A 21095-nucleotide genomic window follows, 5' to 3' on the forward strand; every position below is an offset into this window, starting at 1 on the left:
TTAACATTGTTTTATTATTGTTCCGTGCTTACCGTCTATGGCGTTTGACAAAGTGATGATTACTTGTTTCACACCTTCGTCTACGGCTGCAAGGGCATTGTGCAATTTTGGGAGCATACCTCCAGCGATCGTTCCGTCGGCTACATATTTATTGAAGTCATTGCGTGTGATAACTGGAATCACGCTATCGTCATCATCTGGATTTCTCAATACGCCTTTCTTCTCAAAACAGTATATCAGTGTCACTTCATAAAAACGCGCAAGCGCTTTGGCTGTTTCGGCAGCAATGGTGTCAGCATTGGTGTTGAGAATGTTTCCACATCCATCGTGTGTTAGCGGAGCCATTACTGGGGTAATACCTTGTTCGATAATATTTCTTAGTTCGAATCCGTTTACATGATCAACATCACCTGCATATCCGAAATCTAGTCCGTTTCTAACGGGGCGTTTGTGGCTTCTTATCACGTCCATGTCAGCACCTGTTAGTCCAAGTGCATTTATGCCGTTTGACTGTAACATTGCAACAACATTCTTGTTTACAAGTCCGCCATATACCATCGTCACAACTTCTAGCATGTCCGCGTCAGTAATACGTCTTCCGTTCAACATCTTACTTTCAATGCCTAGTGCTTCTGCAACCTTAGTGGCTCTGCGTCCACCGCCATGTACAAGAATCTTTTTACCTTCAATGGCAGTGAAGTCTTTAAGGAGTTGTGACAGTCTTTCTTTGTCTTCCACGATTGCTCCGCCGACTTTTACTACAGTGATTTTTTCTTTCATCTCTTATTCCAAGTATGTATATCCGTATAGTCCAGAACGATAGTTGCTTAGGAATTCCTTTCCCTCTTCAAGAGAAATCTTTCCGTTTTTAATACTTTTCGTTACCCATTGTTCAAGTTGTCTTACGAGTTTCTTTGGGTTGTATTGTACGTAGTCAAGAACTTCTTCAACGGTTTCTCCGTCAAAAATCTGGTCTATGCTGTATTTTCCGTCTTTAACAGAGATGTGGGCTGCATTCGTATCGCCAAACAGGTTATGCATATCTCCTAAGATCTCTTGATATGCTCCGACAAGGAAAACACCTAGATAGTAAGGTTCTTCTTTGTTTAATTGATGTAGTGGCAGCACGTGTCCCACATGACCGTTTGTTACGAAATTGGTTATCTTTCCATCGCTGTCGCATGTAATGTCTTGTAGTGTGGCATTACGTGTAGGACGTTCTGTAAGTCTCTGAATTGGCATTATTGGGAATAACTGATCTATAGCCCAACTGTCAGGAAGACTCTGGAATAGAGAGAAGTTACAGAAGTATTTGTCAGCCAACAGCTTGTCTAGATTGCGCAATTCGTCAGGCACATGCTTCATATTCTTTGCCAGATTGTTTATCTCGTGACAAACACTCCAGTACATCGCTTCGATCTCTGCGCGTGTCTTTAGGTCAACTATTCCGTGAGAGAATAGCTCAAGAGCTTCTTCGCGAATCTGTTCAGCATCGTGCCAGTCTTCAAGCATTGAGCGTGAATCTAAATTATCCCATATCTCATACAGGTCTTTTACAAGTTGGTGGTCGCTGTCTCCTGGCTCAAACTCCTCTTTCATCTCTGGAAGACTCGCTGTCTCAAGCACGTCGATTACCAATACTGAGTGATGCGCTGCAAGTGAGCGACCACTTTCTGTAATAATGTTTGGATGATTTATGTTGTTCTTGTCTGATGCGTCAACAAAGGTATATACGCAGTCGTTTACATATTCCTGAATAGAATAGTTAACAGAGCTCTCGCTGCTTGATGATCTGGTTCCATCATAGTCAACACCAAGTCCGCCTCCGCAGTCTACAAATTCAACATTGTAACCCATTTTGTGCAGGTTTACGTAGAATTGTGCGGCTTCGCGCAATGCAGTCTGTATACGTCTAATCTTTGTTATCTGACTTCCTATATGGAAATGAATCAACCTCAGACAGTCATGTAGTCCGTTGTCATCAAGTTTTTGAAGGGCTTGCAGGAGTTCCGAACTTGTAAGTCCGAATTTGGAAGCATCGCCTCCGCTCTCAGCCCATTTGCCAGAACCTGAAGATGCAAGTTTTATTCTTATTCCAAGATTTGGTTTTACATTCAGTTTTCTCGCTGCTTTTGCTATTAAGTCAAGTTCGTTCAGCTTTTCAACTACAATAAAGATGCGTTTTCCCATCTTTTGTGCAAGCAAAGCCAGTTCTATATAGCTTTCGTCTTTGTATCCATTGCAGATGATAAGCGAGTCGCTTTGACATTGAACAGCAATCACCGCATGAAGTTCTGGTTTAGAACCTGCCTCAAGTCCCAGATTGAATTTTCTGCCGTGAGAGATAATCTCCTCAACAACAGGTTGCATCTGGTTTACCTTGATAGGATAGATGATGAAGTTCTCGGCTTTAAAGTCATATTCTTCCTTAGCCTGCTGAAAACAACTTGAAGTTTTTTCAATACGATTGTCGAGGATATCGGGAAAGCGCAGCAGAACCGGTGCTGTTACATCTCTCAATGCCAGTTCATCCATTATGTCACGCAAGTCTATTTCCGTGTTATCTTTACACGGTGTGACATAAACGTCGCCTTTTTCGTTTATACCGAAATATGAGGTACCCCATCCGTTAATGTTATAGAGTTCCTTCGAATCCTCAATAGTCCATTTTTTCATTCTGAAGTTAAAAACATAAATGTAAATAATATAATTGCTTATAAACCGAGCAATTCTCTTAATTTAGTAACAAATATTTTAATTTTTTCGTAATTATCCATGAGGTTTACGTCAAGGGTATACTTTGCCTTACTGTAGAATGGATCTCTTACCTGCAACTGCTCGTTGATGAACACTTTTACCTCTTCGGAGGTTTTGTTTTGCAGTAATGGTCTCACGCTCTTTCCCATTTTCAGATGACCATACAATACTTCAGGAGTGGCTTTTAGGTAGACCGTGTCTCCCTGTTGGTTCATGTAGTCAATGTTGTCATAGAAACATGGCGCTCCACCACCGCAACTGATTATCACATCCTCAAACTCCGCTACTTCATGAAGAAGGTTGTGCTCAATAAGTCTGAACCCTTCTTCTCCCCGTTCGTCAAATATTTCCTTTACAGTCTTTCTCATTCTGCTCTCTATGTACCAGTCCAGATCATAGAAAGTCATATTGAGTTCTTGTGCTAAAGTTCTGCCGACAGTTGTCTTGCCGGCACCCATATATCCGATTATGATGATTCTTCTCATTTCTTTCTTCTAGCCTTTGGCTCAGGAGCATTCTTCACAATATCCATACACTGTTCAAAAGTAAGTTCTGCTGCCTTGTCGTGCAGCGTCTTTGGCATGCGATAGTTCTTTCCATCATAAGCGATATATGGACCGTATCTGCCGTTGAGCACTTCCATCGCTCCGTCTTCTTCGAAAGACTTGATGTGGCGTTGCTTTTCTTGCTCTCGTTTTTCCATTATCAGCTTTACAGCTGTTTCTAACGTTGTTGTCATTGGATTCTCTGTCTTTGGCAGAGAAACGTATTTCTTGTTGTGCATGATGTATGGTCCGAAACGACCTGCACCGATAACTACGTCTGTGTCTTCAAACTGACCTACAGTGCGTGGCAGTTTAAATAGTTCCAGTGCTTCGTCAAGGGTAATAGTCTCCATACTCTTGTCGGATGGCAACTGTGAGAATCTTGGTTTTTCTTCATCATCAGCAGAACCGATCTGAACTAAAGGACCGAAACGTCCAATCTTAACAAAAACAGGTTTACCGCTCTTTGGATCAGTTCCAAGTTCGCGTTCTCCTGCTTTATGCTCTGAACGTGCATTTCTAACTTTCTCAACAGTTGGCTCAAACTCCTTATCGAAGTCTTTCATCATGATGTTCCATTCTTCCTTACCTTCAGCTATTTGGTCAAACTGCTGTTCAACTTTTGCTGTGAAGTTATAGTCCATGATGTCAGGGAAGTTTTCCATCAGGAAGTCGTTAACAACGATTCCAATATCTGTAGGCAGAAGCTTTCCCTTCTCGTTACCAGCCATTTCCTTTTTCTGCTTGCTTGTAACTTTTATGCCTTTCAGAGTGTCGATAACGTATTCTCTTTCCTTGCCGCTCTTATCACCTTTCTGAACGTATTCACGTTGCTGTATAGTAGATATTGTAGGCGCGTAAGTAGAAGGACGTCCTATACCCAGTTCCTCTAGTTTATGTACTAAGCTGGCTTCAGTGTATCTGTTTGGACCCATGCTGTAACGCTCTGTTGATGTTATCTCACGTCTTTGCAGTTCGTCACCCTCTTTCATTGCTGGTAGATTATGGGTTGACTCGTCCTGGTTATTGTCGTCATCGTCTGTAGACTCGCGGTAAACCTTTAGGAAACCGTCAAAAGTAACAACCTCACCGTTTGCAACAAATTTCTCTTTTACTCCGGCTACGTCTATTGTTACTGTAGTCTTGTCTATTTCTGCGTCAGCCATTTGTGATGCAACTGTGCGTTTCCAGATAAGTTCATACAGTCTCTTTTCCTGCGATGTACCTTCAATCTCGGTATTATTCATTTCAGTAGGACGTATAGCCTCATGTGCTTCCTGTGCTCCCTTAGAGTGAGTCTGATATTTGCGAGTCTTGCTGTATTCCTTTCCCCATAGTTTAATAATCTCATCTTTGCTGGTATTTATCGCAAGTGATGAGAGGTTAACTGAGTCGGTACGCATGTATGTGATGCGTCCATTCTCATACAAGTGCTGTGCCACCATCATTGTCTGACTTACGGTGAATCCCAGTTTTCTTGCTGCTTCCTGCTGCAATGTTGATGTAGTGAAAGGAGGTGCTGGGGTGCGGTGCAAAGGTTTCTTTGCTATAGATGACACTGTGAATTTTGCATCCTTGCATTTCTCAAGGAAAGCAACAGCTTCTTCGTGTGTTTTGAATCGTGTGTCCAATTCTGTTTTCACTTCACTGATGTTTCCATTCGGATTCGTGATAGTTAGAATTGCATTTATGCGATAGTATGGTTCGCTCTTAAAAGCCTGTATCTCGCGCTCGCGCTCAACGATAAGTCTTACAGCAACGCTCTGTACTCGTCCTGCGCTTAGAGCTGGTTTAACTTTTCTCCATAATACCGGTGATAGTTTAAATCCCACAAGGCGGTCAAGCACGCGGCGTGCCTGTTGTGCGTTTACAAGATTCATGTCAAGATGACGTGGAGTCTTTATTGCGTCAAGGATTGCTGATTTCGTGATTTCGTGAAACACGATACGGCTTGTGTTTTTTTCGTCAAGTCCAAGTACTTCGCAAAGGTGCCATGAAATAGCTTCTCCCTCGCGGTCCTCATCGGATGCTAACCAAATCTTTTTGGCTTTCTTGGCGTTTGACTTCAACTCGGAAACAAGTTTCTTCTTTTCATCAGGAATTTCGTAATCTGGTTCCAGTGTTTCTGCATCTATACTTAATTCCTTCTTCTTGAGGTCGCGAATGTGACCATAAGAAGACATTACCTTGAAATCGTTTCCTAAAAATTTCTCAATAGTCTTAGCCTTTGCAGGGCTCTCTACGATAACTAAATTTTCTTGCATAATTGCGAATTGTACGTTGTTAGGGCGCAAAAGTAATTAAAACTTTTACGTATACATTATTATATGGCATTTTTTTTCGGTTTTTTAAGTATTTTAGTTTTAGTTTGAAGTTAACTTGACGTGAAATAATTACGAAATGTTATTACAATAATTCGTTGCGTTTCTTGATGAAATCAATTAGTCCGTTTCTTACGGAATTAAGTCCAAACAGCTCTGTTTTGATTTCTTTTAATGGTATCCACATGCATTCGGCGGCATCGTCGTTTGCCTTTACTTTACTGTCGTCTTTCACCTTGCAACTAAAAAATAGATCAAGAGTAGGGATATCAACTCCGCTGTAATGATATGTATTTGGTTTGCTGAACATATATCTTACTTCTGTAACCTCCAACCCTGTTTCTTCCATAACTTCTCGCACGAGTCCTTGTTCCACAGTTTCGTTTATATCCGCGAATCCGCCAGGAAGGTCAAGCGTTCCCTTTGCTGGATCGTTCTTTCTGCGCTCTACAAGTAAATCTCCGTCTTTATTTAGTATAAAGGCTACATTTGCGCTGCTTGGATTTACAAAATACTCAAAGCCACATTTCCCGCATTTGCGGCTCTTCTCGCTGCTAATGTCAAAGAGAGAAGAACCGCAAATAGGACAATATTTGAATTTTTTCAACATGTTTGTCGTTTACCAGTTATCAGTTCTGAATGGAAATAATGGCAGGAGTGCTGCATTTTTAACATTGCCATATCCCCAGTTTCTAAAGCCATATCTCACGGCTACTGGTTGTTTTACTTCTTTACTTGTGATGATAAATCCTTTAGTCCAGTAGTAAGAAGCGTTTGCCTTATGGAATACCTTGTCAGCTCCAGCTACTTCAAATCCCTGAATATCTTCATAACGATTTATTCCTCCATAGTCATTTCTTAGATTCACGTAGCATGTATCATTGCTGATCTTCATATCTTTGTATTCAGGACTGTCACACCATATATCCTTCATGCCGTAAGTCTTGTTAAGTGCTTGCAGGGCAAGTCGTTCTCCAACTTGCTGTTTCTGTGAAGGATGAATCTGCTGACTCTCGTATGGATATACAAGGTCGTCTGTGCACACAATGCCACTGTTAGGAATAATCTTTGAGGCATTAAATTGCTGTTCACGAAGTCTTGGACCCCAATCACCGTTCACGTCAGAATTGTAGTATGGTGCAATCTGTACGAAGTAGAAAGGAATATCACCCAATTTAAAGTCACGTCTCCATTGAGAAACCAAGTCATTGAGTCGCTTTGTGTATTGCCCTGCAGGATCGCCTACGTTAGAGCATCCCTGATAAAACAAAATTCCTTTTACGGTATAATTGAGTATTGGAGAGAAAGTGCCGTTGCCCCACAACATTGGACGATGATAGTCCCATGGAAATTTCTTCATCATCTCCATTGAGTCAAGTGGCTCTGTGGTGTTCTTTTCAAGATAGTCACGGTCAAGCCAGCTTTCAACTCTGGTACCTCCTTTATTTGCCATAACCAGACCGACAGGTATGTCAAGAGCCTTGTTTATTGCTTGTGCAAAGAAATATCCGGTAGCCGAAGCATCGCCGACAGTCTGAGGACCAATAACCTTCCAATCGCATTGTGCATCATCAAGAGGTTTAGTGCTCATCACGCTAGGTATCTTTACATAGTGTATGCCTTTGTATTCATTGGCATTCATCACCGCTTTGTTATATCCTTCAACAGGGCAGTTGCCAAATCCTTTTACAGGCATTTCCATGTTGCTCTGCCCAGCGCATACCCAGACCTCGCCAGAAAGAACATCGTTTATTGTCGTTTTGTCACCATCGTTAAATGTTATCGACAAAGGTGTATAACTTGCTGTTGGAGTTTTCACCCCAACTATCCATTTGCCATTGCTGTCTGTTTTTGCAGAATAAGATTCCTTGCTCCACGAAACGTTCACCTTAACGGTCTTTCCTGGAGTGTCCCAACCCCAAAGTCTGGCTTCGGAATCTTGTTGTAAAATCATGTTGTCGCCAATAATATGCGGCAGCTTCACTTTAGCCTGCACTCCAAATGTAATAGTTGAAAGTGCGGCAAAAAATAATATACGTCTTAACATGGTGTGTTTAATAAATTTAATCTCGCTGCAATATTACGATTTTTTCGCTATCTTTGCAAGTGATACTAGTAAAATAAGATAAAACGACAACAAAAAGTATATGAAATCAAAACATTTAATGTTATCCTTGGGCATGCTGCTCGTAGCTTTTTCTGCTTCTGCCCAGAAACAATTGGAAATGAATCTGTGGCAAAGTGGTGCCCCAAACAGTAATGGCGATAGCACCGATACCGCAAAGGTCTATGTTTACCTTCCTAGTGATAAGGCTGCTACTGGAAGAGCGGTAGTGATATGTCCTGGTGGAGGCTATGCTGGTCTGGCTATGGATCATGAGGGCAAAGACTGGGCACCCTTTTTCAATAATATGGGTATCGCAGCGATAGTTCTTAAATATCGTATGCCAAAAGGTAATGTTGATGTTCCTGTAAGCGATGCCGAAGCCGCAATAAAATTGGTAAGATCTAATGCTTCTAGTTGGAATATTAAAAGCGATGATATCGGTATAATGGGTTCTTCTGCGGGAGGACATCTTGCCTCTACAATTGCCACCCATAGCAGTGGTGATGCAAAGCCTGATTTTCAGATTCTGTTCTATCCTGTTATAACCATGGCTCCGGGATATACTCATCAGGGCAGTCATGACAACCTGTTGGGAAAAGATGCACGTAAGAAGGATGAAAAACTGTATAGCAACGATTTGCAGGTTACGAGAGTTACACCGCGTGCATGGATAGCATTGAGTGATGACGACCGTGTCGTATTCCCTGCTAATGGTGTGAACTATTATTCAGAACTCTATCGTCATGATGTTCCTGGATCTCTTCATGTTTATCCTTCTGGCGGACATGGATGGGGAATACATACAAGTTTCCGCTACCACACTCAGATGTTACTTGAACTGGAAAGTTGGTTAAGAAGTTTCTGATTTACATGTAATGGTTATTGTTTAAACGTATATGTGCAGCGTAGGTTAATGCACAGTGTGTTTTTCACTAACATTTTATCAATAAAAAAAGGTAAGAAAGCTATTTGCTTTCTTACCTTTTTTGGTTTATATCTTTTTGTCTTTATAATAGACTCTTAATCTCTGCATCAAGATCTTTAATCTGTGCGTCACGCTTCTTCAATACATTGTCTTTTCCGATGATGAAGAATGTTGGAATATTCTGTACATTGTATTGAGCAAGAACCTGTGAGTTGGTTCCGTCCTCGTCGCGTACACTTATCCAAGGAATTTCGGCAGTCTGAGTCTTCCAGAAGTGCTCGTCTGGGTCTACAGATACCTGATAAATTTCAAAGCCTTGTGCGTGATATTTGTTGTATAGTTCACGAAGCATCATGATGCGCTTCAGACTACCTTCTCCGGCAAACATGTGGAAGTCAAGCAATACTACCTTACCCTTTAGGTCTGATAGTTTGCGCACGTGTCCTTTGTTGTCGTTAAGTGCTATATCGATAATTCCTGTTACACTAACCTTGCTTGCGTCAATCTTCTGTTGCTGTTCTGCCTGAATTATTCTCACGTCTTTCATTCCCTGCAATGCGATGTTGTGTAGGTTGAGTCCTCTTTCTGCTTTTGGATAATATGTGTCCCAGCTTGTGGCTACGGCAGCATAAACCTTTATATCATCCTTGTTGTTGCGTGGATTGAAAATCAGACCTTGCGTGTTGCCAAGTACTACAGTCTGGAACAATGCGAAGTAAGAACTTGCTTTCATTGGTTCCTTGAATATGTAGTTACGCTTGATATTGTTCTTATATGCTTCAAGCAGTTGGCTTACGTTTGCTTCAACAGCATCAGTACCAAGATTAGGATTGTTTATGATAGAGTTTACATCGGCTTGCAACTTTAACTGTAGTATCGCCAATTCCTTTATCTTAGAACAGTTCTCGCTGCCTTTTACTTCATATTTTGAAGCCATAGTAGGATATGCGCCATTGATGCTCACAGTCTCTGTAGAGTCTATGCTCACGTTGATAATCTGACCGGCGATACGCAGACGATAGAATTCTGGAGCTTTCGGAGCTTTCCCATCAAAAGAGAAATTACCGTCTTTATCCAGTTTTACAGAGTCAAGTACAACAGGACCGTTCAAACTCATGTTCTCAAAATACAGAGTGGAATCCTTTGCATTGGAAATCTCACCTGTTACATGGAATTTCTTGTTGTTACAAGAAACCATACTCATTGCGGCAAGAGCTATTGCGGCAATTGAAAAGATCTTCGATATCTTCATTTCTGTAGCTTTTTCATGTTATGCTTTGCAAAAGTACTGTAAATCGGCAGAAATACAAAAAATATATTCATTTTTTATTTCTAAATTCTCTATTTTGTAACTCTGAACCAATCCACGTCTATCCATCCGCGGTTGTTCTTTCCCTCAGGTTCCTTACTCACGAATCCTATTTTTGCACCAATCCATTTGCCTTCTTTCATTGTGAATATATTACCAACATCATGGAATGTCTTTCCATCTGCACTCCATGCAAACTGACATTTTCCTGCGTTCACGCTCATTCTCATGTATATATCTTCATGTATTGCAGGCTGATAGTCTACCTTGTCCTTTGCTGTTGGGTCAAGAGTTGCAATAACATTAATGTCTTCGGCAGTTTCTTTGTCTGCATTCTTGCATGTTATCTGTTGCAGCTGGAACTTGTCACCAACACGTTTTACCACAAGTGCTGAATAGTCAAATCCCATCATGATGATACCTCCCATTTGGTTTTCGTTCTTTGCTGTAAGTCGAAGCTTTGCCGTAGCCGTGAACTTATCTGCTGGGGTCTTCTGTAACAATAGGTTAGGAGTGTGCCATATAGTCTGGTTGCTTTTGCAGTTATACACTCTGAACACTCCTAAACTAGTAGGCATTCCAAATACGTCCTTATAGTTTGCGTGCCATTGCCATTGTTGTCCCATGATAGGAGAATTGAACTCATCGCTTTCCTGTGGATTTACAATGATGCTGCAATCTGATTTTGGTTTACGGAATTTTTCGTATGGTGTACCATTCTTTCCCATGATAGGCCAACCTGTCGACCAGTCTACTGGTTGCAAGTGTACAACTCTTCCGTATGCTCCTTTGTCTTGAAAGTGCATAAACCAATCCTCACCTTGTGACGTATGAATCCAACCGCCTTGATGAGGTCCGTTGATATTGCTTTTTCCTTGGCTCAGCACCACCTTACTTTCATAAGGACCGTAGGGTGATTTAGATCGCATTGCCAACTGGAAACCTGTTGGTACACCACCAGCCGGACACATAATCCAATACCATCCGTTGCGTTTGTAAAACTTCGGTCCTTCGCAAGTGCGGTTTTCGTTTCCGTTTCCGTCAAACACGATGACGGGTTTTCCTATAGCATGTGTTCCGTCTGCCGAAAGTTCTCTTACCGTCAATATCGAGGCAAAGTTATTACGACTGTTAGCCCATCCGTTTACTAGATAACAGCGTCCGTCTTCGTCCCATAGTGGAGTTGTGTCTATTAATCCTTTACCCTTTATCACGCATACTGGTTCGTCCCATTTACCCGAAGGGTCTTTTGTCTTAACCATGAACACGCCATAGTCGGGATCTCCCCAATATATATAATATACTCCGTTATGGAATCTTATACTTGGTGCCCAAACGCCCATGCCGTGTGCCGGCTTGCTGAATACAGAGTCTGGTTCAAGTTGATCAACGGCGTGCCCGATTATTTCCCAATTCACGAGGTCGCGAGAGTGCAATATCGGAAGCCCTGGGATGCAATTAAATGAACTTGCTGTGAGATAATAGTCATTCCCGACAGCAATCACGTCAGGGTCACTGTAATCAGCGTTTATGACAGGGTTTGTGTATGTGCCGTCTCCATTATCGGGACTCCATACTTGTGAATTGTATTGTGCCATCATCATTGAAGGCAGCCAAATCATCATTGCCAAAAGTTCTTTTTTCATTGTTTTGTCTTAGTTATAGTTTTTAAGTTGTATAGTTGTTTGTTTCAAATGGCATATCTTATTTCAGAGAATTAATCCATTTAGCCATATCGCTTAGTACTTCTGGTGAAATCGTTTCCTCAATTGCACGATATTCACTTATGGCTCCTGTTGTGCAATGTTGGAATAGATGGTTTAGTGATGGATATTCACGAATAAAATTATATTTATTATCATGTAGATTCTTCTTTATTCCAGCTAGGTTTAACGATGAAATCACCTGAAAATCCTTGTCGCCGTTAATAGCCATAACAGGACATTTTGTCGCAGCGATGTCGGCAGCAGGATCATAATCAATGAAATAGTTTAGCCAAGGTGACTTTTGAAACGTTGTGCTTATTCTGAATTGTAGGGTAGTAAGTCTTTTAGTCTGTCCTGCTAGTTCCATAGCCTTGTTGGTTTGTGCCGTAAGAGCAGTGTCACCTTTGGCTCCGATACCAGCCATACTTATAACGAAATCAACTTTATTTTTTGCTCCAAGCATAAATGCTATCGAACCGCCTTCGCTGTGGCCAAGCACTCCGACCTTACCGAATTTCTTTGTAGATTTTAGATAGGCAATACCAACCTCTGCATCACGTGCAAAGTCTTTAGTAGTAGCATTCTTTACGTCACCACCTTTTGACTCACCGAAACTACGGTCGTCATATCTCAGTGTAGCGATACCGTTACGAGCTAGATAATCTGCTATTACGAGGAATGGCTTATGATCAAAAACTTCTTCATCTCTGTTTTCAAGACCACTTCCTGTAACCATAAGCATCACGGGAGTCTTACCTTTTTGGTAGTTTGTAGGATAGCAGATTGTTCCTGCAAGTATAGCTTTGTCTGTGGCATTCGTAAAAGTCACCTCTTCAGTTTTGTAAGAGTATGGCTTTGTAGGATTTTGCGGTCTATTTAGCTTCTCCTCCCCTCGTTTAAGATTAAGCGGAAAGTTATATCCCATCTGAGAGAATCCACCAATTATTTCATCTCCGTTCAAGCGACCTTTGAAAGAGGCACCTAAATTAGTGATACTTATTGCAATTGAATCCGACGAACAATAATCTACTTTTGCCGGAATATCACTTGCTCCTTGGTCAGGGCTGTCCAGTGAAGAAGTAGCATTCCCATTTGAATCATGGTTTACGTGGATAACGATAGTAAGAGTTTGTGCACCGGCATTTAGTTTACCTGTCCAAACACCATCTATTCTGTTTTGTGCATAAGATGTTGTTGCAAACAGTAGAAGGGTGATAAAAGATAAAATCTTGTTCATGAAATTAAAGCTTTAAACTTAACAATGCAAATGTATATAATTTTATTCATAAAAGGAAATAAAAAGACATTTTCTGCATTTAACAACTTATTTGATCATGATAAAATGAGAGACATGCCTGCATCGGAAAAGTCTCTATTTCCCTTTCTATACAGCATATTGAGTGGTTATTTCCATTTTGGAAACAACCATATCTTTCCGCGTGAAGCAAAAAGAAAATATGTGAGGAATGAAGAAAACAACTAAGCGGTAGTTATCGGGGAAAGAACTCAAAAAATATGCTGTTAAAGTGAGTGTAGAAATATGTTGTTTTAAATAATATGAAAGATAATTCGATATTTTTTTTAGAATGGAATAGGGGTAACTGATATGATAGATGTTCTATAAGTATAACAAAACAATTTTTATAATAAACAATGAAGACAATAAAAGGATTAAGCATTTTGTTTTTGGCAGTATTAGCCAGTTTAAATACAAGTGCGCAAGAAAAGAAGACAGTGCAAGTGTCATTTATTTATCCAGTTGGGACAGCTGGGGCTAATTCTGTAGATTATAAGAATAACTTTTCGTTCAACATTATCGGTGGATTAAATGGTGGCGTAAACGGATTTGAATTTGGATCTGTGGCAAATATAAATGAAGGAGACGTGAACGGATGTCAAATATCTGGAGTTTGCAATGTAACATCAGGTAATAATAGGGGAGGAATTATTTCGGGAGTTTGCAATATGGCGTCAGGAGATAGTAAAGGACTTCTTATGTCTGGAGTTGCAAATTTGACAAAGGGGCAATCTATAGGCGTAGAAGTCTCTGGTGTAGCAAACGTATCGGACTCACATAATGGATTACAATTGTCCACAATCAATCTTGTTAAGAACAATTTATATGGAAGTCAAATAGGCGTAGTGAATTATGCTAAAAAAGGAAAAGGAATTCAAATTGGCGTTGTAAATGTTTGTGATGCCGATGATGATGTTCTCCCGATTGGTCTCTTCAATGTAGTTAAAAATGGATATTATGCTTTCGAAGTTTCTACTAATGAACTCTTTATTACAAGCTTATCCTATAAGATGGGCAAAGAAAAGTTTCATACCATATTCAGAGTTGGCATTGGCGAACACAATGATAAGTCGGTGTTTAGTACCGGATTGGGCTTTGGATCGATTATTCCTATAAAGGACAAACATAAATTAAATATGGAACTGATTTGCGATGCTCTTCATTACAACTGGAAATGGGGAGACAACAAAATGAATTTATTAAACCAATTCAATTTGAATTATCAATATCAGGTAACAAAGCATCTCGGAATAAAGGTAGGACCTAGTTTCAAGACATTTGTCACTAATCAAAAAGAAAACGGAGAATTTGCTAGTGTAATTAAAATGCCGCATACACTATTTGAACATAGCGGAAGCAAATATAAAGTTGCAGGTTGGATAGGTTTTAATGCAGGAATGGTATTTTCTCTTTAAAAAGTAAGTTAGTATTAAAAAAAGTATATATCTTTGTTGAAAATTAAATAACGACTTAATCGTGACTTTTCCAAATACTTGGCATACGAAGGAGGGATTCGAAATACTGTTTATGCAGCATTACGAACCCCTTTGCAACTTTGTGTTCGGTATACTCAAGGATTACGACGCAAGTGAAGATGTTATTCAAGAACTTTTCGTTAAATTTTGGGAAAAGCGAGATGTACTTCCTAATGATCTCTCGATAAAATCGTATATGTATCGTGCGGCACGGAATATGGCGTTGAATCATTTGAAACATTTCGATATTAAAAAAGAATTCAATATCTTTAATAAGGCAAGCATATCTGATACCGAACAGTGTGTTGATAATCCTGCAGAGACAAGTGAATTGCAAGAGATGATTTTTCAAGCAGTCAATGAATTGCCAACAGAGCGTAAAAAGATCTTCTTGATGAGTCGTGAAGATGGATTGAAATATAAAGAAATTGCTGCAGAATTAAATATATCTGTTAAGACGGTTGAAAATCAGATGGGAAAGGCTCTGTCAACACTACGAACGGAATTATCAGATTATTTGCCTGCGATAATCATAGCAATTTGTATAGGAATAAAATAAAAGAAATTATAATGTGATATTTTTAAATGTAACATAATTGATAAAATAGAATTTTGAATAGATAACAAGTAATAATGAAAGACCAATATCCACATATTGACGAGATTTCTATCGCGAAATACCTTTCGGGTGAAGCCAATGCGATGGAAATAAAAGCACTAATTGATTGGGTGGAATCTTCTGATGAAAATTTGGAGGAATTTATCCGATATGAGAAACTGTGGTTTGAGTCATCTGTTCATAAACCTTTTAACGTTCAAAAGGCGTGGTCAAAAGTCAGCCGACGCATTTCGCAGAAGAAACGTCGTTTCAATCTATATTATCTTACTGCTGCTGCGGCTGCTATAATTATATTTATTGTTGTTTCAGTCCCATTCTTCAATACGAAAACAGCTGCCTCTTCACCCGAATTTGCAGTAGCAAGTGCCAATAGTACATTACTGTCAACATTGCCGGATGGTTCTTCTGCATTGCTTTCAAAACATTCAAAAATTGAATATACCTTTGATACTCAAAAACAAATTCGCTTAACAAAACTTTCTGGAAAAGCTTTTTTCAATGTAAAAAGAGATATAAAACATCGCTTTATTGTTGAGGCTAATCGTGGTGGGGTGGAAGTCTTAGGTACAAAATTCTCTGTAGACGAGATGAAAAATAAAGACGTGAAGGTCTATGTATTGTCGGGAAGAGTTAAAGTCTTTCTAGCTCGTGCTCACAAAGATACTTTATCGTTGATCATTACCAACGGTGAAAAAGCTGTTATCAAGGCAAGTAGCGATACGATTATTAAGCAAACAAAAAGAGTTTTGGTTTTTCATTCCACCAATCAAATATTTAAAGTCCACAAGACAATTACTTTTAAAAATAAAGATCTGTCAACGATCGTGGCTAAGTTAGAAAGAAGTTATTCTGCAAACATAAAGATAGATGATGCTGTTGACAAAGAACTACGTTTTTCTTCTTCATTTAAAGATAATTCTTTGAACGAAATCTTGACGGTTATCACACAAACATTGAATCTTGATTACACCAAAAAAGGAAATGTGTATTATATAACGAATGCAAACGATGAATAGTAAAATTAGATATTATCTGTTGATATTGATGTTGTTTTTTGTAGTACAAAAATCATCGTCGCAAGTTGATTTGCACCGCAAAATATCTATCAACGTAGAAGACTTGTTAGTTCCGCAGACTTTGCATGTTATAGAGCAAGGTTATAATTTTTTCTTTGCGTATAATTCAAGACAAATCCCGGCGTATGACAGAGTAACGATGAACGAAAGAAGTATAGCGCTGAAAAAGGCATTGGATAAAATCTTGTCAAACCGTTTTGCTTACACGACCATCGGGAACCATGTTATTTTACGTTTGAAAGGAATAAACACAGAATCAGAAGATCTTATTATTTTAGGAGTTGTGAGAAACTCAGATGGTCTTCCTTTGGATTCAGCCGTTGTATATGCTGTTAAAGAAAACAAAGCTGCCATCACAAATAATGATGGAGCATTTCATCTTAGGCTGAAAGAACCAACACAATACATTCATATAAGTTGCCCCGATTATATAGACACCCTTTTGATTGCAGAAACATTGAATAAGGAGAAAATAATTCAACTGAATCGAAAAGCTCCTAGCACAACCCTTTCACCTTCTGAAATTCAGGCATTGGACGTGTTATCTTCTCAAAAACGATTTGAAAAGTTATCATTAGTTCGGAATTTAGTTCCGCAATCGGCATTATATCTTAATAGGCTAGTAAATACGATTCGTTCAATACCTGTTCAGGTATCCTTTTTGCCAGGTATGGGCTCGCAGCAATTAACCAAGGGCTTAAACGTTAATCGTTTCTCTTTAAATATTCTAGCTGGTTATTCAAAAGGTGTAACAGGCTTTGAAATTGGAGGTCTTGCCAACATCACCGAGAGTAATGTCAAGGGTGGGCAAGTAGCAGGTTTAGTCAATGTCGTTAATGGACAGATCAATGGTTTGCAACTTGCTGGTATTTTCAATTATACCTTCAGCAAAGTCACTGGTGCACAAATTTCTGGAATCGGGAATATTAGCAATCATGATGTAGAAGGTTTACAGCTTGCTGGTATTTCCAATAATAACAAAGGGGCTATCAACGGTGTTCAAATCAGTGGTGTTTTGAATACGAATTTGCGTAAAATAACTGGTTTGCAATTAGCTGGTATAGCTAATATTCAGGTAGATAAAATAACAGGCTGTCAGATTTCTGGAGTTTACGGACTCGCTTCAGATATCAATGGTGTGCAACTTTCTGGAATCATGAGTCAAACAACTCATGATGTTTCTGGTGTGCAGGTTAGTTCGATTTTAAACAAAGCAAGAAAGTTGAATGGTTTACAGTTCGGACTTGTTAATATTGCAGATACGATTGAAAACGGAGTCCAAGTCGGTTTGTTCAATTTCGTCAAGAATGGATACCGAGCTTTGGAAATCACAAAAGATGAAACCTACTACTGCAATTTTATGTATAAAACAGGAGGCAAAAAACTCTACTCAATTCTGGATGCTGGAATAGGAAAAGATAAAGTAGGTGTAGGATACGGTGTCGGATTTATCCAACCAATTTATAAAAGATTATCTGTAAACATTGATGCCATTTGTAGTGCGCTGCTTGCTACAAATTCTTCCGATACATATCAAGGGGATCTAATGAATTTTCGATTGGGTCTCAATTATCGTCTTGAGAAACATTTGACATTGACAGGCGGTTTGTCTTTTAATCATTACGATCCTAACAAAGAAAATGAAAGAAGTGGTTCTGCGGGTAAAATATCATTCACAGGAAACAGCAGTAGTATGATATCGCAAGCTTTCCAAAACAACAAGAAAGCAATGTGGTTCGGGTGGTTCTTTGGCGTGAAATTTTAATAATACCTTCATCCCGCACCGCTATAGATCGCTTTTTATCAGTACATGAGCAACTTATCGTTGCTCATGATTTAACGATGATTGTAAGTGGGGAGCTTGTTCAGTAATGATTTTTACTTATCCATTAGATTTTATTATTCAATTTATCTGCATGCTCTGACTTTAACAAGCGACAATGCAGATTGATGACATCATGCCTTCAGCTTCAAAGGTGGATATGCGTCTTAAGATGACAATAATTCTAATAATTTTACGTTTCATTATTATGTGCATAATACCAGAAAAACGGTGAATCTGAAAATATTGTTTATGCAAAGATATCATCCACGTTGGGGGAAAACAATAAATGAATTCAAACACCTTTATTTCTAATAGAAAGAAGACAATATCTAGTACAAATAATTAACCAAATATAAAATTATGAAGAAGAATCTGATTATATTTATATTAATATTTCTTTTATTTTCATGTAAAGAAAGCAAAAGAAATATCCTTTCTTGTCATATATGGGCTGTGATGGATAATTCTGATGAGCTCAGAAGACCTTCTTCTGAATTATGCGCATACAAAGACTCCCAGGTTTATGTTGTTATCGTTGTTGAAAATCATAACAATAGAACTATATATTTTCCTACTGATACAATTTACAGAAATAGTGCAAAGGAATATATTGACGAAAAGAAGTATGTCAAGATAACTTATGGAAACATGAAGATTTCCGTAGGTCCGCAATTTAGATATAAAAAAGAATATCTTTGTATAAAGCCAAACGATTCAATAAGTATAGGTCTTTTTCTGAATAAAGAATCGTTGAAAAAACTAGCAATTCATGATATGGCGTTGATAGATTTCAAAAAGTTATCTGTTAATTATTTGATAGATAGAGGACAAGGACCCTGGCTTGGTGTTAATGCATGCGATAGTCTAACTTTTATTAGAAATGATAATATATATCGAAGACATTCTGTGAAACCACTCAACTTGAATTAGAGGAACTTGCAAAAGCGTATGGGCTTCCGTTATCGTCTTGAGAAACATCTGACATTGGCAGGCGGCTTGTCTTTTAATAATACTTTCATCCCTCACCGCTTAGATCGCTTTTCATCAGTACATGAGTAACTTATAGTTGCTCATGATTTAACGATGTCAATTCTGATTAAACTTTTAGCGGACAGCAATAAAAAATTATAAATTAATAATCTGATCAAAATAAGAAGACAGCCCTTGATGGTGGGTAACAAAAACTATTGTAACATCATACTTCAAACGAGAAAGGCAGTCCATTATTATTAATTCATTATTAGTATCTAAAGCAGATGTCGCCTCATCTAGTAATAGTAATTTAGGGCATCGCAGCAATGTACGCGCCAAAGCTAATCGCTGTCTCTCACCACCTGAAAAATGATATTGATAATTAATTATCTCTGTATCAAGGCCCTTCTTTTCTGATTTTACTAGGTCATAAGCATTTACAGATTTTAAAGTGTCCCAAATAAACTGATCGCTAATGTTTTTCTTTGAATCCATTATCAGATTATCACGAATGGTTCCATCCAAGAAAAAAGAATCTTGAGGAAGATAACCAATAATGCTTCGCCATGCAGGCATGATATCTTCAGTTATTTTCTGTCCATCTATCAGTAATTCACCAGAAAGAGGTCGTTGTAGACCTGATAGAATATCAATAAATGTTGTTTTGCCACAACCAGATCGTCCAACTATTCCGGTGATCTGATTAGCCTTAATAGAGACATTAAAATCAGAAAACAAGTTGTGACCTTTATGGTAACCAAAACTAATATGACTTAATTCTATTTTTTGCTTGAAATCAATGAATAAAGGAGTATTCTTGCTTGAAAATTCTTTCTCTTCCATCTCTCCATCTAAATCAAGAACTAATTTCGCAGAACTTGATAAAGAGTATACCATATTGACATCTCCATTAATGCCAATAAACTGAGGAAAGATACGTGCAAAAAGCAAAATCAAGATGAACAAAGATTGAAATGGTAAGTGAACATGTTCATACGCAATATAAATTATAAGTACTAATGCTATAATGCCAGAACATGTAAATATAAAAACAGGTGTAGCACTATTCTTTGACTGTTTATTTTGATAGTGTAACATTTGAGTATTTGACTCTGCGAACTTTTGATAAAAAAATGATTCTGAGTTATGAACTTTTGCTAATTTTACAGTTGTCCAGAAATCATCAATGCGCTTTAACATATTTCGGTATGCCAGTACATTTATGCTACCATATTTTTTGGCATTTAGTAAGTATCTACGAAGTATAAAAAGCAAAGTCACTCCTATAAATGTTATATACAATGTAAACTGTACAGAAATAGACAAAGCAACAATAATATGAGCTACAATAAAGAGAACTTTAGATGACAATCCAAGATAATAGTAATAATATGTCGTCATCTTGGGTATTTCAGTTGTTAGAATTTGGATATGATTATGTTTGCTTTTCCCGTTTAAAAATGTCCAATCACTCATAATTATTTTTTTAAAAAGCTTTTTCCTCATCTCGTATGAAAATCCTTGCTGATAAGTTGTTTGCAAGACAGTTTGCGAATAATTAAGTAATGCTACAAATAAAAGACACAAAATAAAGAAAATTATGACCACTGTTATATTAAGGTTCACACCAAAAGTCTCTAGAAATTTTCTCAAGAAATTTGTCCAACTGTTTTCTTTACCTGCAGATGGATCAAGCATTCCCAGTAATGGGATAAGAAGTACAATAGATATACCTTGAGTAAATCCCTGTAAAATAGTAATGAAAAATAAAGTTATCATTTTCAAAGGGTTATAACTCCAAAAAAGCTTAAAACTATGAACTATGAAATGTTTATGAGACATGAGGTTCCTCCTTTTAATTAAACTGATAGATGTAAATAACATGCCAACTGTAATGAACATGCAAATTAAGCAACTGTATCTGACTTTTACTAGGTATAAAATGTATTAACTCTTTTCTGAAAAGGTTTGTTACAGTTATGATTTTTTTTATATTCTGTAATATTCTCATTTTATCATCCGCAAAATTAGATGCATTGTTTTCTCCTAAAAGCATATCAATTTGCTGATGACTCAGTCTATGGCGATAGTATAATGTTTCACGATTTAGATTCATCATATAATTTAAGTTTAAAATATTTGCTATTTATTTCACAAAAAT

The 21095-nt window shown here is 38.3% G+C and carries 17 protein-coding genes; 6 read left to right on the forward strand and 11 right to left on the reverse strand.

Annotated elements, in window-relative coordinates:
- The 6 genes from argB to HEQ28_RS10990 all read right to left on the reverse strand — a co-directional run bounded on the left by argB (window position 1) and on the right by HEQ28_RS10990 (window position 7670).
- A complete protein-coding gene (argB, locus tag HEQ28_RS10965; protein ID WP_434502357.1) occupies window positions 1-780 on the reverse strand; it encodes an acetylglutamate kinase in 780 nt (259 codons plus the stop codon).
- 3 nt (window positions 781-783) lie between these two features.
- On the reverse strand, window positions 784-2676 hold the full coding sequence (speA, locus tag HEQ28_RS10970) for a biosynthetic arginine decarboxylase (protein ID WP_434502359.1): 1893 nt from the start codon (window positions 2674-2676) through the stop codon (window positions 784-786).
- Between the two features lie 38 nt (window positions 2677-2714).
- Window positions 2715-3242 carry a shikimate kinase gene (locus HEQ28_RS10975; protein ID WP_434502360.1) on the reverse strand — a complete coding sequence of 176 codons (528 nt, stop codon included), beginning with the start codon at window positions 3240-3242 and terminating at the stop codon, window positions 2715-2717.
- The gene (gene topA, locus HEQ28_RS10980; RefSeq protein ID WP_434502362.1) at window positions 3239-5566 is read right to left on the reverse strand and encodes a type I DNA topoisomerase; all 2328 of its coding nucleotides are present in this window, start codon (window positions 5564-5566) and stop codon (window positions 3239-3241) included. Before topA ends, HEQ28_RS10975 begins: the two co-directional genes overlap by 4 nt.
- A 142-nt stretch (window positions 5567-5708) precedes the next feature.
- Complete coding sequence (locus HEQ28_RS10985) at window positions 5709-6233, reverse strand: NUDIX hydrolase (RefSeq protein WP_434502364.1); 525 nt, start codon at window positions 6231-6233, stop codon at window positions 5709-5711.
- A gap of 9 nt (window positions 6234-6242) precedes the next feature.
- Window positions 6243-7670, reverse strand: a complete 1428-nt coding sequence (locus HEQ28_RS10990; protein WP_434502366.1) for a sialate O-acetylesterase — start codon at window positions 7668-7670, stop codon at window positions 6243-6245.
- 100 nt (window positions 7671-7770) lie between these two features.
- Here HEQ28_RS10990 and HEQ28_RS10995 point away from each other — a divergent pair, with 100 nt between their 5' ends.
- Entirely contained in the window at window positions 7771-8595 is an 825-nt protein-coding gene (locus HEQ28_RS10995; protein ID WP_434502368.1) for an alpha/beta hydrolase, read from the forward strand.
- A 142-nt stretch (window positions 8596-8737) separates the two neighbouring features.
- On the opposite strand, the gene HEQ28_RS11000 is transcribed toward HEQ28_RS10995, so the two are convergent.
- From HEQ28_RS11000 to HEQ28_RS11010, 3 genes are all read right to left on the reverse strand, one after another.
- The gene (locus HEQ28_RS11000) at window positions 8738-9907 is read right to left on the reverse strand and encodes a thioredoxin-like domain-containing protein (RefSeq protein WP_434502369.1); all 1170 of its coding nucleotides are present in this window, start codon (window positions 9905-9907) and stop codon (window positions 8738-8740) included.
- An 89-nt stretch (window positions 9908-9996) separates the two neighbouring features.
- Entirely contained in the window at window positions 9997-11610 is a 1614-nt protein-coding gene (locus tag HEQ28_RS11005; RefSeq protein WP_434502371.1) for a glycoside hydrolase family 43 protein, read from the reverse strand.
- A 58-nt stretch (window positions 11611-11668) separates the two neighbouring features.
- The gene (locus tag HEQ28_RS11010; protein WP_434502373.1) at window positions 11669-12907 is read right to left on the reverse strand and encodes an alpha/beta hydrolase family protein; all 1239 of its coding nucleotides are present in this window, start codon (window positions 12905-12907) and stop codon (window positions 11669-11671) included.
- A 416-nt stretch (window positions 12908-13323) separates the two neighbouring features.
- Between HEQ28_RS11010 and HEQ28_RS11015 the strand changes: the two genes are divergently transcribed.
- From HEQ28_RS11015 to HEQ28_RS11035, 5 genes are all read left to right on the forward strand, one after another.
- Window positions 13324-14382: an LA_2272 family surface repeat-containing protein gene (locus HEQ28_RS11015; protein WP_434502374.1), complete on the forward strand. Its 1059-nt coding sequence runs from the start codon at window positions 13324-13326 to the stop codon at window positions 14380-14382.
- A 61-nt stretch (window positions 14383-14443) separates the two neighbouring features.
- Window positions 14444-15001 carry an RNA polymerase sigma-70 factor gene (locus tag HEQ28_RS11020; RefSeq protein ID WP_434502376.1) on the forward strand — a complete coding sequence of 186 codons (558 nt, stop codon included), beginning with the start codon at window positions 14444-14446 and terminating at the stop codon, window positions 14999-15001.
- Window positions 15002-15075: 74 nt separating this feature from the next.
- Window positions 15076-16077 carry a FecR family protein gene (locus tag HEQ28_RS11025; protein ID WP_434502378.1) on the forward strand — a complete coding sequence of 334 codons (1002 nt, stop codon included), beginning with the start codon at window positions 15076-15078 and terminating at the stop codon, window positions 16075-16077.
- Window positions 16070-17902, forward strand: a complete 1833-nt coding sequence (locus tag HEQ28_RS11030) for a carboxypeptidase-like regulatory domain-containing protein (RefSeq protein ID WP_434502379.1) — start codon at window positions 16070-16072, stop codon at window positions 17900-17902. The genes HEQ28_RS11025 and HEQ28_RS11030 overlap by 8 nt, the downstream gene beginning before the upstream one ends.
- Window positions 17903-18322: 420 nt before the next feature.
- Window positions 18323-18892 (forward strand): hypothetical protein, encoded by a 570-nt coding sequence (locus tag HEQ28_RS11035; protein WP_434502381.1) that lies wholly within the window; start codon window positions 18323-18325, stop codon window positions 18890-18892.
- 195 nt (window positions 18893-19087) lie between these two features.
- Here the strand turns inward: HEQ28_RS11035 and HEQ28_RS11040 are convergent, their stop codons facing one another.
- Together HEQ28_RS11040 and HEQ28_RS11045 are read right to left on the reverse strand one after the other, a co-directional pair.
- Window positions 19088-20713: an ATP-binding cassette domain-containing protein gene (locus HEQ28_RS11040; RefSeq protein ID WP_434502383.1), complete on the reverse strand. Its 1626-nt coding sequence runs from the start codon at window positions 20711-20713 to the stop codon at window positions 19088-19090.
- Between the two features lie 76 nt (window positions 20714-20789).
- Entirely contained in the window at window positions 20790-21053 is a 264-nt protein-coding gene (locus HEQ28_RS11045; RefSeq protein WP_434502385.1) for a hypothetical protein, read from the reverse strand.
- Window positions 21054-21095: the final 42 nt, after the last annotated feature.

The sequence above is a fragment of the Prevotella sp. genome, from assembly GCF_051059605.1.
Lineage (GTDB): Bacteria > Bacteroidota > Bacteroidia > Bacteroidales > Bacteroidaceae > Prevotella.